General features: G+C 41.8%; 11 protein-coding genes, 1 pseudogene and 1 riboswitch. Of the genes and pseudogenes, 5 read left to right on the top strand and 7 right to left on the bottom strand.

Going from position 1 to position 14,165, the window contains the following annotated elements; genetic code table 11:
• Nucleotides 1–193 precede the first annotated feature (193 nt).
• The 3 genes and pseudogenes from N6B01_RS00955 to N6B01_RS00945 form a co-directional block, all read right to left on the bottom strand.
• Nucleotides 194–1,600, bottom strand: a complete 1,407-nt coding sequence (locus tag N6B01_RS00955) for an NAD(P)(+) transhydrogenase (Re/Si-specific) subunit beta (protein ID WP_262079483.1) — start codon at nt 1,598–1,600, stop codon at nt 194–196.
• A gap of 10 nt (nt 1,601–1,610) precedes the next feature.
• A pseudogene (locus N6B01_RS00950) lies at nt 1,611–1,907 on the bottom strand (proton-translocating transhydrogenase family protein); the annotation flags it as partial.
• Nucleotides 1,908–2,017: 110 nt separating this feature from the next.
• Nucleotides 2,018–3,202 carry a Re/Si-specific NAD(P)(+) transhydrogenase subunit alpha gene (locus N6B01_RS00945; RefSeq protein WP_262079482.1) on the bottom strand — a complete coding sequence of 395 codons (1,185 nt, stop codon included), beginning with the start codon at nt 3,200–3,202 and terminating at the stop codon, nt 2,018–2,020.
• A 602-nt stretch (nt 3,203–3,804) separates the two neighbouring features.
• Here N6B01_RS00945 and N6B01_RS00940 point away from each other — a divergent pair.
• A complete protein-coding gene (locus tag N6B01_RS00940; RefSeq protein ID WP_182418480.1) occupies nt 3,805–4,341 on the top strand; it encodes an invasion associated locus B family protein in 537 nt (178 codons plus the stop codon).
• 60 nt (nt 4,342–4,401) lie between these two features.
• Here N6B01_RS00940 and thiC read toward each other — a convergent pair whose 3' ends face one another.
• Nucleotides 4,402–6,210 (bottom strand): phosphomethylpyrimidine synthase ThiC, encoded by a 1,809-nt coding sequence (thiC, locus tag N6B01_RS00935; RefSeq protein WP_262079481.1) that lies wholly within the window; start codon nt 6,208–6,210, stop codon nt 4,402–4,404.
• 99 nt (nt 6,211–6,309) lie between these two features.
• Nucleotides 6,310–6,427: riboswitch (TPP riboswitch) on the bottom strand.
• 114 nt (nt 6,428–6,541) lie between these two features.
• Nucleotides 6,542–7,165, bottom strand: a complete 624-nt coding sequence (pdxH, locus tag N6B01_RS00930) for a pyridoxamine 5'-phosphate oxidase (RefSeq protein WP_262079480.1) — start codon at nt 7,163–7,165, stop codon at nt 6,542–6,544.
• Between the two features lie 143 nt (nt 7,166–7,308).
• On the opposite strand from pdxH, the gene N6B01_RS00925 reads away from it, so the two are divergent.
• Both N6B01_RS00925 and mutS read left to right on the top strand, forming a co-directional pair.
• Complete coding sequence (locus N6B01_RS00925; RefSeq protein ID WP_262079479.1) at nt 7,309–7,749, top strand: RT0821/Lpp0805 family surface protein; 441 nt, start codon at nt 7,309–7,311, stop codon at nt 7,747–7,749.
• A gap of 280 nt (nt 7,750–8,029) precedes the next feature.
• Entirely contained in the window at nt 8,030–10,693 is a 2,664-nt protein-coding gene (gene mutS / locus N6B01_RS00920) for a DNA mismatch repair protein MutS (protein ID WP_262080696.1), read from the top strand.
• 72 nt (nt 10,694–10,765) lie between these two features.
• On the opposite strand, the gene N6B01_RS00915 is transcribed toward mutS, so the two are convergent.
• Complete coding sequence (locus tag N6B01_RS00915; protein ID WP_262079478.1) at nt 10,766–11,590, bottom strand: TIGR02186 family protein; 825 nt, start codon at nt 11,588–11,590, stop codon at nt 10,766–10,768.
• Between the two features lie 3 nt (nt 11,591–11,593).
• Nucleotides 11,594–12,514 (bottom strand): sulfite exporter TauE/SafE family protein, encoded by a 921-nt coding sequence (locus N6B01_RS00910; RefSeq protein ID WP_182418476.1) that lies wholly within the window; start codon nt 12,512–12,514, stop codon nt 11,594–11,596.
• 504 nt (nt 12,515–13,018) lie between these two features.
• On the opposite strand from N6B01_RS00910, the gene N6B01_RS00905 reads away from it, so the two are divergent.
• Both N6B01_RS00905 and N6B01_RS00900 read left to right on the top strand, forming a co-directional pair.
• Complete coding sequence (locus N6B01_RS00905; RefSeq protein WP_262079477.1) at nt 13,019–13,408, top strand: YkvA family protein; 390 nt, start codon at nt 13,019–13,021, stop codon at nt 13,406–13,408.
• Nucleotides 13,409–13,641: 233 nt separating this feature from the next.
• Entirely contained in the window at nt 13,642–14,154 is a 513-nt protein-coding gene (locus tag N6B01_RS00900) for an invasion associated locus B family protein (RefSeq protein ID WP_262080695.1), read from the top strand.
• Nucleotides 14,155–14,165 lie beyond the last annotated feature (11 nt).

Here is a 14,165-nt window from a genome sequence, read left to right as displayed (position 1 = left end):
TAAATATTTTCAAAATATAATAAATTATACTTTAAGAAAAATGTAAACAACAAATGGAAAGACATTAATAAATTATTTTTTATAATATGTAAGTTCTTTGCAATTTGGTATATTTATAATAAATTGCAATAAAAAACGGCGATAAGATTAATAATCCTATCGCCGTTAATATTTGCCTTAATAAGCCTTAAGACTAGTCAGTATCAAGCGATTTAACAATTGCTTCAACCATCTTCTTGGCATCACCAAACAACATCATTGTATTGTCACGGAAGAAAAGTTCATTTTCAACGCCAGCATAGCCAGAACCCATACCACGTTTTAAGAATAGCACTGTTCCTGCCTTATCAACATCAAGAATAGGCATACCGTAAATTGGCGAGGTTGGATCAGTTTTGGCTGCCGGATTGGTAACATCATTTGCACCAATAACAAAGGCCACATCAGCGGTTGGAAATTCTGAATTAATGTCCTCAAGCTCGAAGACTTCATCATAAGGCACATTTGCTTCAGCTAAAAGCACATTCATATGGCCGGGCATACGGCCAGCAACTGGGTGAATGGCATATTTAACTTCAACGCCTTCTGCCTTTAACTTATCAGCCATTTCACGCAAGGCATGCTGTGCTTGTGCAACCGCCATACCATAGCCTGGAACGATAATAACTTTAGCAGCATTCTTCATCACAAAGGCAGCATCATCGGCAGACCCCTGCTTAACCGGGCGTTGTTCAGTAGAACCACCACTAGAAGAAGCAGCTGTTTCACCACCAAAGCCGCCCAAAATCACAGAAATGAATGAGCGGTTCATGCCTTTACACATGATATAGCTCAAAATTGCACCAGATGAGCCAACCAGCGCACCAGTAATAATAAGCGCCATATTTTGCAAAGTAAAACCAATACCGGCTGCAGCCCAACCGGAATAGGAATTAAGCATTGACACAACCACAGGCATATCAGCCCCGCCGATTGGCACAATCATGGTAACACCGATCACCAATGCCAAAACAACAATAAGCCAGAAAACAAAATGACTTTCGCTCGCCACCAAAACAATAATGAGAACAAGAATAGCAACGCCAAGGGCAATATTGATAAGATGACGGGCTGGCAATAAAATTGGCTTACCAGACATGCGGCCATCAAGCTTCAAGAATGCAATGATAGAACCGGTAAACGTTACAGCACCAATAGCAACACCAATCGCCATTTCAACCAACGCGCGGCCATGAATTGAGCCAACATCGCCAATATTAAACGAACTAGGTGAATAAAGCGCGGCAGCAGCTACCATAACAGCTGCAAGTCCGACTAAGGAGTGGAAAGCCGCGACCAATTGTGGCATGGAGGTCATGGCAATGCGATCTGCAATTCTAGCGCCGATCACGCCGCCAATACCAAGACCTGCAATGATAAGGGTTATACCCAAAAATCCGGGAGTGGTTAATAATAGGGTTGTTACAATGGCAATGCCCATACCAACCATGCCATAAATATTACCTTTACGGCTGGTGGTTGGATGCGATAGACCGCGCAAGGCCATGATGAATAGAATGCCTGACACCAAATAAAGGAAGGCAGCAAATTGAACACTCATTATTTAAGCCTCACTTTTCTTTTTTCTTATACATGGCAAGCATGCGCTGTGTCACTAAAAACCCACCAACAATATTAATACTGGCAAGGACAAGAGCAATAAAACCAAAGGCTGTCGCCATACCAGAAGCAGACCAACCCACAGCTAAAAGTGCACCAACCACAATAACCGATGAAATAGCATTGGTAACCGCCATAAGCGGCGTATGAAGCGCGGGCGTAACCGACCAAACAACATAATAACCAACAAAAATAGCCAAAAAGAAAACAGCCAATTGGTAAACAAAATCCATAGAGCCACCCGTTGTTGTTTGGGTGATAGTTATAATAGTCTCGCTCTGATTTGCAGCAATCTGTTCTAAACTGTTTTTAGCTTGATCAAGGCTTTGAATTATATTTTCAATAGCAGTGGTCTCCATCATTCAGCCCCTTTCTTGGCGGCCTTTTTGGCAGCTGGTTTTTCTTCAATTTCTACATGGGCAAAAGCCTGATGAAGTATCGCCCCATCATGGGTAAGTAAAGTTGCCTTTACCAATTCATCATCTAGATTGATCTTCAACTCTTTGGCTTCCTTATTTGTCATGCTTTCAAGGAAAGCAAAAAGATTGCGCGCATAAAGTTGAGACGCTGTGGCAGCAATACGGCCCGGCATATTGGTGTAGCCTACAACTTGAACTCCTTCAACATCCACCACTTGATTGGCAACCACGCCCTCAACATTGCCGCCGCGCTCAACCGCAAGATCAACAACAACTGAGCCAGGACGCATGGTTTTAAGCATGTCTTTGGTAATTAATCGCGGTGCAGGACGGCCTGGAATAAGCGCCGTTGTAATAACAATATCTTGCTTGGCAATATGATCTTGGGTAAGAGCTGCTTGTTTTGCCTGATATTCGCTGGACATTTCCTTGGCATAACCACCAGATGTTTCAGCGGCACGAAATTCATCATCTTCAACAGCGATAAATTTTGCGCCAAGTGATGCCACTTGCTCTTTGGCGGCGGGACGCACATCATTGGCAGTTACCACAGCACCAAGACGACGAGCTGTCGCAATAGCTTGCAAGCCGGCAACGCCCGCGCCCATGACAAATAATTTAGCAGCCGGCACAGTACCTGCGGCAGTCATCATCATTGGCATGGCGCGATCATAGGTACTAGCTGCATCAATCACCGCTTGATAGCCGGCAAGATTAGCCTGCGAAGAAAGTACGTCCATCACCTGAGCACGGGTAATGCGCGGCATAAATTCCATTGTAAACGCACTAATGCCAGCTTTGGCAAGCGCTGCCACATCACCTTCATGACCATAGGGGTCAAGCATGGCAATGAGCACCGCGCCTTTTTTATAGGATGACAGTTCTTTTTCATTAGGCCGGCGAACCTTTAAAATAATATCGGCATTTTTTGCCTGACTTGCGCTTGCAAGGGTAGCGCCTGCTGATTCATATTCGCTATCTGGAATACGTGAGCGATCACCAGCTGATTTTTCAACAAGCACGCTATAACCAAGACTTATATATTTTTTTACTGTTTCAGGAGACGCAGCAACACGCGGCTCCCCCTCTGCCGTTTCTTTGGCAACGAAGATTATCTCGCCCAAGTCATCTCTCCTTTTAACTAGAACCAACCAAAGCATTAAAAAATGCTTCACCTAAATAAGGTGATACAATATTTTTCTTTGACACATTTTTGTTGCCCCATAACAGCACCATTATCAAGGTGATTGCAATGCTATTTTAACCTTATGAGGCAAAAAAAATTAATTACTTAATATAATTTTTTTTTATGTTTAGATATTTTGATCTATTAGCTATTTTTTTCAGCCTTTAGAATTGCCCAGAACTCTGTTTGGATCTGTACAAGATATTAGAATTAATAAAAATTTTAGCCCAAAAAGTGGTGAAATATTTTATAAATCTTGTTGATTTTTTAATTAACTATTTACTCTTTGCAAAATTGCTCTAACTCTTATATTGAAATGGAAGGTCACCTAAGCTCAGTAACTTACACAGCTTGTGTTGCAGTATTTTAATGAGCCAAGAAATGATTAATTGGTTTCGACAGAATGTCATAATATAAAATTTCAAAATTTAATTCTATTTGTATTAGAATTTTTATTTAAGAAAATTAGAAATTATGAGAATAATAAGCTTTAGATTTAAATATAAAGCCACAATCTATGACTATGAAACAGGAAGAAATATGATGAAAAAACTGTTGATCGCAGCTGTATTGAGCATCGCTGGACTTGGGGTTGCTTCTGCACAAGATGCAGCTCCTGCCGCAAATTCAGTTAGTTTCTCCGGCGGTGCAAGTACCGTACAAGAAACATTCCAAGATTGGACTGTATCTTGCGGCGTGCAAAATTCCAAAAAAATCTGTAGTGTATCACAACAGCAAATGCAAAATAATGGTCAGCGCGTCATGGCTATTGAGGTTATTCCAAGTGCAACCGACAGCAAAATCAACCTTGTTTTGCCTTTTGGTCTTCGCTTAGCTGAAGGCATGACCTATCGCATTGATAATGGCGCACCAGCGACCACAGCTTTCAATACTTGCTATCCAGGTGGTTGCGTTGCAAATCTTCCACTTACCAACCAATTGGTTTCTGGTCTAAAAAGTGGACAAAACCTCATTCTCGTTGGCAAGGCTTTTGATGGTGGCCAAGATGTAACGCTCACTGTTTCGCTAAAAGGCTTTAGCGCAGGTCTTGACCGCGCCGTTGCCTTACAGCAATAAGCTTTTAATTTCTTTAAAGTTTGAAAGCACCTGTGTGAAAACACAGGTGCTTTTTATTATTTATGAAACTTCCATATAAAGATCACCATTTTGCTTATATTTTTGTGCCATGGTCGCCATACCTTCATTTTTTTGCTTTTCCTTTTCCATTTCGTCTTTAATTTCGTGCGAAATTTTCATAGAGCAAAATTTGGGACCACACATTGAACAAAAATGCGCAAGCTTATGAGCTTCTTTCGGCAAGGTCTGATCATGAAAAGAACGGGCAGTTTCTGGATCCAATGATAAATTAAACTGGTCCTCCCAGCGAAATTCAAACCGTGCACGCGACAACGCGTCATCGCGCAATTGAGCAGCTGGTAATCCTTTGGCAAGATCGGCGGCATGAGCTGCAATCTTATAAGTGATAACTCCGGTTTTAACGTCTTGTCGATCTGGCAAGCCAAGATGCTCTTTTGGTGTAACATAACACAGCATAGCAGTGCCATACCAAGCAATTTGCGCCGCACCTATTGCCGATGTTATATGGTCGTAGCCCGGAGCAATATCGGTAGTAAGCGGCCCCAAAGTATAAAAAGGTGCTTCACCACAATAGGCTAACTGCTTATCCATATTATCCTTAATCTTATGCATGGGCACATGACCTGGCCCTTCAATCATCACTTGACAATCTTTTGCCCAAGCAATTTTTGTAAGCTCTCCCAAAGTTTCAAGTTCGGCAAATTGCGCCGCATCATTGGCATCAGCAATCGAACCTGGACGCAAACCATCCCCCAATGAAAAGGCAATGTCGTAAGCACGGGCTATATCGCATATTTCATCAAAATGCTCGTAAAGGAAACTTTCCTTATGGTGATATAAGCACCATTTCGCCATGATCGAGCCACCGCGTGAGACAATACCAGTAACACGATCAACGGTTAATGGAATATAGGAAAGACGCACGCCAGCATGAATGGTAAAATAGTCAACCCCCTGCTCAGCTTGCTCAATCAAAGTGTCACGAAAAATTTCCCAGTTTAGATCTTCGGCAATGCCATTAACTTTTTCTAAGGCTTGATAAATTGGCACAGTGCCAATAGGGACTGGGGAATTACGAATAATCCATTCACGAATATTATGAATGTTGCGCCCAGTTGAAAGATCCATCACTGTATCCGCTCCCCAGCGAATGGCCCATACCATTTTTTCGACTTCTTCCTCCATTGAAGACGTCACGGCTGAATTGCCAATATTGGCGTTAATTTTTACACTGAAATTACGACCAATAATCATTGGTTCACTTTCAGGGTGATTGATATTATTGGGAATAATCGCTCGACCAAGCGCAATTTCATTGCGGACAAATTCGGGCGTTACAAATGGTGGAATAGCTGCACCAAAGCTTTCACCAATGGTGCATATTTCATGCTCTAAATTTTCACGCCCCAAATTTTCTCGTATCGCAACAAATTCCATTTCTGGCGTTATAATACCAGCGCGTGCATAAGCCATTTGCGTGACGGCTGCATTATTTTTGGCGCGAAGTGGTTGGCGACATTGCAAAAATTCTGGTGTTTTTTTTGCCTCCGATACAAAACCGTTATCTGCAGCCTTGACGGTTCGCCCTTCATAGGTATCAACATCGCTGCGCGCCAATATCCAAGATTCACGAATAGGCGCAAGCCCCTTATCAATCGTAATATCCGTATTTTCATCGCTATAAGCGCCAGACGAATCATAGACAGGCAAATCTGGTTCATTACTAGAAGGATGCAATTTTATATAGCGAATAGGCACCTTTATTTGCGGATAAATAGTGCCTGATTTATAGTTTTTTTTAGAAGAAGGAAGTGCGCCAGTTGTTACTTTAAAACAATTTTCTGACATGGTGAATTCTCCTTGCTTTATTTAAAGGAAAATCCCTCTCGCCAAAGGTAAAGGAGAAAAATGCCTATTTGCGATAAGTCTAAAGATAAAGACGAGAAGCAGCAGACATCAGACCATCCCTCCACCAGTATGAGCTGGATCAGGTTCAACGGGTCATTGCGCTGCTTTAAAGCCAGCAATATCTCAGCCTCTTGTCAAGACACCCCAGGTACAAGCCGATCATTAGCTAAATATAATCAATTGTCAATGAGGAATAAAATCATTCTAAAATAAGCAAAAGGCCATTAAATGAATAATGACCTTTTTAAGTTAAACAATAATTTAAAGATAATTACGGATAAAGCCGCACGGTTTGCCAGTTTTCATCATCAATATTATCTCGTTTAAAGACCAAACGGTCGTGAAGGCGAAATGGCCTATCGTGCCAAAATTCAATATAAGTTGGACGAATGCGAAAGCCAGACCAATAAGGCGGGCGCGGAATGGAACCAACAGCATAGCGCAAGCCATATTCAGCGACTGCCTTTTCAAGTGCAAAGCGGCTTTCAAGCGGTCGTGATTGTTTAGATGCCCAAGCACCAATACGACTTCCGCGTGCTCGGCTATTATAATAGGCATCGGCTTCTTCATCACTAACAATTTCCACAATACCGCGAACACGCACCTGCCGCTTTAAGGTTTTCCAATGAAAACATAATGCGGCTTTCATGCTATTTAAGATTTCCACACCTTTTTGACTTTCAAAATTGGTGTAAAAAACAAAGCCATCATCATCAAAACCTTTCAGCAAAACCATACGCACATCGGGGAGACCTTGGCTATCCACTGTAGCTAAAGCCATCGCATTGGGGTCATTTATTTCGCTAGCGCTTGCGTCATCTAACCATTTTGTAAAAAGATCAAAAGGAGATTCCTCCTTGGTAAAGTCATCTTCTGTTAATGTATCATTTGTCATAATATATCCTAGCGCTTGTGAAATTCTGAGATAGAAGTTAAGCTCAAGTCGTCCGGCTTGATATGAGCCTATTAGTATTGCGTAAAGAGTTCAAGCATTGGTTACATCAAAACCTTTGTTTATAAAGTACCGGAAAGCTTTTGATGATTAAATTTAAAAACGCATTTTCTTGTTATTTTCGCCCCATAATGCTTGGTTTTAGCCTATTAGTGCTAGGGTCGTGCCTGCAAGCTTGCGTTATTGTGCAACCCAAAACACCGCAAATCATGCCTGATAACAGCATTATTACCGGATCAATTGGTGGGAATAGCGTAAATTTACCCAAGGTTGATTTAGGCGGCGACGAAAAAATCATGCGTGAACAAATAGCAGCGCAGCCTGATTCCTCAATCGTTAACTGGAAAAATGACGCAACAGGTAGCCGCGGAACCATGTCTATCCTTAACAGTTTTGTTGAAAATGGCAGCCAATGTCGCTCATTTAAAACCACGCGCGAATCTTTCAACGGTATTATGATTTATCAAGGCAAAGCCTGCCAGCAAAATGATACTTCGTGGAATGTATCGCAAATAAAAGCGCTTTAATTTTATCAAAAATAAATTTAGCTTGAAATTTTAGTTGAGTTTTGAGCGAAAGTCTGCATTGAAGGAATGGCGCATTATCATGTGTAATACTGCGTTGTAAGCGTTGCAATTTTTGACCATTGCCGCAATATGCTTTTTGTCAAAGTGCCATCGCCTATGGTGACATGATGATAATTGCCAATTTTTAAATCATCGCTTAAGAACGACTGGAACACAAGCCTTGCAACCAAGCGCCACTGACAATAAGCCCGTAACGCCTGTAGTTGATCGCCCAACGCCAATGATGGAACAATATATCGAAATCAAGGCGGCCCATAGCGATTATATGTTGTTTTATCGCATGGGTGATTTTTACGAATTGTTTTTTGATGATGCAGTTGATGCTTCGCGTGCGCTTGGCATAACGCTCACAAAACGCGGTAAGCATCTTGGTGAAGACATTCCCATGTGTGGTGTGCCTGTTCATACCGCAGATGATTATTTGCAACGCCTGATTACTGCGGGCTACCGCGTTGCCGTATGCGAGCAGATTGAAAACCCTGCAGAAGCTAAAAAGCGCGGTGCAAAATCGGTGGTGAAGCGCGACGTTGTTCGTCTTGTAACACCAGGAACACTCACCGAAGAAAAATTGCTTGATCCATCATCGGCCAATTATCTTATGGCTTTGGGACGGGTTAAAGGACAAGGCGACAACGGCTTTGCTTTGGCATGGATTGACATTTCAACCGGCGTTTTCAAAGTCATTGAAAGCAGTCTTGAACGACTTTTGGGCGATATTATGCGTATTGACCCTAAGGAAATTTTGGTCAGTGATGAGCTATTCCACGACCAATCCTTACGGCCCGTTTTTGAAATTTTAGGGCGCAGTGTTACAACACAACCACAAAGCCTATTTGATAGTGCAACTGCCGAAGCCCGAATTTGTAATTATTTTAAAGTGGCAACCTTAAGCGGTTTTGCCAATTTTACTAAGCCAGAATTAATTGCTATTTGCGGTGCAATTGCTTATATTGAAAAAACCCAAATTAGCGAACGTCCACCCTTGATGCGGCCGGAGCGCGAGTTTGAAGGCTGCAGCCTTTTTATTGACCCAGCAACGCGTCTAAACCTTGAATTAAGCCGTACTTTATCGGGGGATCGCAATGGCAGCTTATTAAAAGCCATTGACCGCACGGTAACCAATGGCGGAGCAAGGTTGTTAGCTGAACGTTTAATGACCCCTCTTACCAATCCCAATGTCATAAATCAAAGATTAGATGCAGTGGCTTTTTTCCTTGGTAATGCGCAAATTTGTGATGGCATAAGAGCAATTTTAAAAGGCATAGCTGATATGCCGCGCGCTGTATCACGCCTTGGGGTTGAGCGCGGCGGTCCACGCGATTTTGCCGCAATTTTAAATGCAATGTCCGCCGCCTTTTCGCTAACGGAAATACTAGAAAATACTTTATTACCTATTGAATTGGCGCAAGCTTTAGAAGCCTTAAAAACCTTACCCCTTCCACTTTACGCCCATTTAGAACGCGCCCTAGCCGATGAACTGCCCTTGTTAAAACGCGATGGTGGTTTTGTACGCACAAGCTACCATCAAGAGCTTGATGAAATGCGCGCATTACGTGATGAGTCGCGCCGAGTTATTGCAGCCTTACAAGCGCGTTATATGGATGAAACAGGCATTAAGACCTTAAAAATTAAGCACAATAATATTTTGGGTTATTTTATCGAGGTAACCGTCAACCAATCTGGCGCAATGACCGAAGGGGCTGACGCTAAAGCCCGTTTTATCCACCGCCAAACCATGGCCAATGCCATGCGCTTTACCACAACTGAACTTGCAGACCTTGAAAGCCGCATTGCCAATGCAGCCGATAAAGCTTTGACCATAGAACTTGATATTTTTAGTCAGCTCGAAAATGAAGTTATTGCAGTAGCCGACCTTTTACGCAATGGTGCCAATGCCTTAAGCTTATTTGATGTTACCAGCAGCCTTGCTATTTTGGCTGATGAACAAGGCTATTGCCGCCCACAAATTGATGACAGTCTTGCTTTTAATATTGTTGCTGGCCGCCATCCCGTTGTTGAGCAAGCTTTGCGCAAACAAGCAAGTGATCCCTTTGTTGCCAATGATTGCAATCTATCTCCGCATAAAAATGCGCAATTTGGTGAAATCTGGTTGCTCACCGGTCCCAATATGGGTGGTAAGTCTACCTTTTTGCGGCAAAATGCTCTTATTGCGATTATGGCGCAAATGGGTTCTTTTGTGCCGGCAGGCTCTGCCCATATTGGTACTGTTGATCGCTTATTTAGCCGTGTTGGCGCGTCTGATGATCTTGCCCGTGGCCGCTCAACCTTTATGGTGGAAATGGTCGAAACAGCTGCTATTTTAAATCAAGCAGGTGAACGCTCTTTGGTCATACTTGATGAAATTGGCCGAGGTACTTCAACCTTTGATGGTCTTTCTATTGCTTGGGCAAGTGTTGAATATTTGCATGAAGTTAATCATTGCCGTGCGCTATTTGCCACCCATTTTCACGAAATGACCGCTTTAACCGAAAAACTGCCACGTTTGCGCAATCACACGATGAAAGTGCGCGAATGGAAAGGCGATGTTATTTTCTTGCATGAAGTGGGTGAAGGTGCGGCCGACCGCTCTTACGGGGTACAAGTTGCCAAGCTTGCCGGCTTACCTAAACAGGTAGTAAACCGCGCGCGTGATGTTTTGAAGCAATTGGAAGATGGTGAAATTTCTGGCAAAGCCAATAAGCTTATTGATGATTTGCCACTGTTTTCTGTTGCTTTAAAGCATGAAGAAAAATCAAGCATTGATTCTGCTTTTGACGAAGCGTTTAAAAGCCTTAACCCTGATAATTTATCGCCCCGTGAAGCTTTAGACGAATTATATCAATTAAAGGCCCTATGGAAAAAACAACAAGCTGATCGTCATTGAGTTTCAAAAGCGGTAAGGATCGCATAATCCTTACCGCTTTTTCTAAAACCAATGCTTATGCTAATCGCCTTTTTAATCCTTGCGCAAGATGAAACGTCCTGCAAAACCGGTAAAAATTGCTATAAAAACCGCCAATAAGCCATATAGCCAAGCATGGGCATGAGCCAAATGATAGATAGAATAGGCAAAATGCGCTTTCATAATATCCATACGGGTTTCAGCATGGCTAACATAGGCGCCATCGCGGAATAAATACGCTTTGATTTGATAATTACCAACGGGCAAATTAGCAGGCAATTCAAAACGCGCCTTAAACAATGAAGACGGATCAAGCATAACTGTTCCCGGATTTTCGGTATAAAGATGTTGTTTTTTCTTCAAAGCAATGAGCTGTTCACGAAATTGGTGAACTTTTTCCTGGTCCAAACTATCTGACTGCAAGGGCATATAATCAATAGACAAACCAAGATCACGATAGGTTTGCGGCGCGGTAATATCCCGTAGCTCACTTGTTGCACCAAGATTATAATAAAGTGGTACAGACTTAAAGGTGAGCGCGTCAGCATTAACCCAAACACCTAAGCGGCGTTTTTTTTGGCGCATGGTCATTTCACGTGCGGGACCTTCAAGGGTCACAATAATATTATAGCGATTTTGGCGCGCAACCAAGGGGTCGGCATGCTGCACAACTCCAGCAATATAAAGATCAGTACCGGTAAAGTTTGTGCCAATAGTGATGGTATCAGTGGTGACAATAATTTGTACCTGCTCGGGTATTTGGGTCGCAACTGGCGCTGTTGATGTAGCATCCTGCGCTTGAGCATTGGCAGCAACTACCATTGTTGCTAAAACACAAACAGCTATTTTGTTTAAAAGATAGGGAAACAGATTTTTCATCACCTACCCCGTCACAATGGTTAAGCTAAAGAGCTCGCTTGGGCGAATAAATAGCTGGAATGCTAGCCAAAGCGCCATAATTAATACCAATAAAGCCAATAAAAGACGTAACTGCTCGGCCTTTAACTTGCGACCAGCCTTGGTGCCATATTGTGCACCGACAACACCGCCAAGCATCAGCAAAAATGCCAAAATCACGTCAACCGATTGGTTGGTGATTGATTGCAAAACAGTGGTAAAGGCGGTGACAAAAGTGATTTGAAAAAGCGATGTTCCAACAACGACATTGGTTGGTACTCGCAAAAGATAAATTAAAGCTGGCACCATAATAAAGCCACCGCCAACACCCATCACGGATGACAAAATACCAATAACAAAACCAATACCTAAAACAGGAATCACACTGACATAGATTTTTGACGCTTTAAAACGCATTTTAAATGGCAGGCGGTGAATCCAACCTTGATGTCCAGGGCGGCGGACTGTTGGCGACATGCCACCACGCGCACGACGCATAGAGCGCACGCTTTCAATGGTCATTAATATGCCAATGCCACCAAGTAAAACCACGTAGAGCAACGAGATAATAAGGTCAAGTTGACCAATACGTCGCAAGAGTGAAAACAGCTCAATACCGATTGCCGAGCCAACCAAACCACCGACAACTAAAAATGTACCCATCTTTATATCAAGAGTACGGCGTTTAAAATGTGACAATGCGCCAGTAACCGATGAAGCAATAACTTGATTGGCACCTGTACCAACGGCAATTGCTGGCGGAATATTATAAAAAATTAACAGTGGCGTAATCAAAAAGCCACCGCCAACGCCAAAAAGACCAGATAAAAAACCGACAACTGCTCCCATGCCAATTAACACCAGCATATTTAAAGACATTTCAGCAATGGGCAGATAAATACTCATCTCTTAAATCCGAAGCAGGCTTTTAACGTTCATCTGTCTTATATTTCAATATAACTATAGGGCGAACCTGTTAGCCAGATTGAATGAAGCTTATATTTTCAAACCCATACCTCATAAGCATATGATGTATGGGTAATGAAAAAAGCGCTAACTGTCCATTTTATAAAACTTTTGTTCTATTATAGAACAATGATTTAGGCGCTTTTATGCGGTAAGGATAATAATCTTCTAAACTAGCTCAATTAATCAATATATTTTGTTGAATATAGCGGTTGAGACCACAAAATATATCAAAATATCATCACTAATGTCTCATTTGAAATCTATAATAGATCAAAAGCACGCATTATCAATATAATCAATAAAATTAGAAATGGTTAATTTTTTAGCAGTTAATTAGAAAACGCCGCATTTAATCCCTATTTAAACGATAATATTCGCATAAATAAGCGTAAACCAATTTTAAAATGGTTGCTTGAACTTTTTAATTATAGGACGATTGTATTGGATAAAAAACAATTGGGTAAAATTTTAGCTGCAGGTAGTGAACGCCAACAACAAGCCCGTGCCACACGTGTTAAGAGACTATTTTGGTCTACGTTCAAAAAAGCAGCACAATATATTCCATTTACCCGTGAACTCATTGCTGCATATTATTGTGCTTTTGATCCAGCCACTCCAAAACATGTCAAGGCAACGCTGTTTGCAGCGCTTGCTTATTTTGTTATGCCTATTGATATCATCCCTGATTTTTTGGCAATTATTGGCTTTAGCGATGATATAACCGTATTAGCTGCGGCCCTTGCAACTATTAAACCTTATATCAATGAACAGCATTTTGACCTTGCTGATGAGGCATTGGAAGCAAAAAACGTGAAAAAAAATGCGTATTAAGCAGAAAAATATGCACTTATTCACTTTTTAGTAACCCTATTTAAGCCATTATTGATTTGTTTTATAGAATTTGCCATTAAATTGCTATTTGCTAATTTGGGCTTAAACAATTAAAAGACAAAAATTATTTGAGTAATAGTCATTTTGGAAATTTATGATGTAGCTGTTAATGCACTAAAACCAAAAGACTAAAGATAAACAAAAATGAAACAAAAAAGTGAGCTGGTATAATGATGTTTGGAAAAACTTTTGTTGCAGCGTCAATCATGACCATTGGATTGACCATTGGTTTGGCAACTGCCGCCATGGCACAGAGCCCAACACGGTTAAATCAGTTTGATTACTGGGGCGCTTACTCCTATAAAGCTGGAACGGGTACCGTTTGCTATGTCTTGTCGGCACCTACAAAACAAGAGCCATCAAGTGTCAATCATGGCGATAATTTCTTTCTTATTTCCAAGCGTCCTGATGGATCGACAAGTTTTGAACCGCAATTCATGGCGGGCTACAATTTGCGCGCCAATGTAACGGTGACAATTGATGGTAAAGGTAGTTTCACACTTTTCACCAAAGAAAAATCGGCTTGGATTGAATCATCGCAAAACGAAACAAAATTAATCGCAGCATTGCGTTCGGGTACGACTATGGTGGTGAAGGCGGTATCAGCACGCGGTACCAATACAACGTATACTTACTCGCTTAAAGGCATTACCGCTGCATTAAACTCCATGAAAAACTGCAAATAATTTGCTTTAAT

The organism is Bartonella sp. HY406 (assembly GCF_025449315.1).
Lineage (GTDB): Bacteria > Pseudomonadota > Alphaproteobacteria > Rhizobiales > Rhizobiaceae > HY038.
Note: the sequence above shows the minus strand (reverse complement) of the source record. Positions and strands in the feature narration are given on the sequence as shown.

What these genes read in the sequence shown, in the direction of transcription:
- N6B01_RS00955 (WP_262079483.1), bottom strand. Translation starts at nt 1,600, where the DNA reads ATGAGTGTTCAATTTGCTGCCTTCCTTTATTTGGTGTCAGGCATTCTA.
- N6B01_RS00940 (WP_182418480.1), top strand. Translation starts at nt 3,805, where the DNA reads ATGATGAAAAAACTGTTGATCGCAGCTGTATTGAGCATCGCTGGACTT.
- thiC (WP_262079481.1), bottom strand. Translation starts at nt 6,210, where the DNA reads ATGTCAGAAAATTGTTTTAAAGTAACAACTGGCGCACTTCCTTCTTCT.
- pdxH (WP_262079480.1), bottom strand. Translation starts at nt 7,165, where the DNA reads ATGACAAATGATACATTAACAGAAGATGACTTTACCAAGGAGGAATCT.
- N6B01_RS00925 (WP_262079479.1), top strand. Translation starts at nt 7,309, where the DNA reads ATGATTAAATTTAAAAACGCATTTTCTTGTTATTTTCGCCCCATAATG.
- mutS (WP_262080696.1), top strand. Translation starts at nt 8,030, where the DNA reads ATGATGGAACAATATATCGAAATCAAGGCGGCCCATAGCGATTATATG.
- N6B01_RS00915 (WP_262079478.1), bottom strand. Translation starts at nt 11,590, where the DNA reads ATGAAAAATCTGTTTCCCTATCTTTTAAACAAAATAGCTGTTTGTGTT.
- N6B01_RS00910 (WP_182418476.1), bottom strand. Translation starts at nt 12,514, where the DNA reads ATGAGTATTTATCTGCCCATTGCTGAAATGTCTTTAAATATGCTGGTG.
- N6B01_RS00900 (WP_262080695.1), top strand. Translation starts at nt 13,642, where the DNA reads ATGTTTGGAAAAACTTTTGTTGCAGCGTCAATCATGACCATTGGATTG.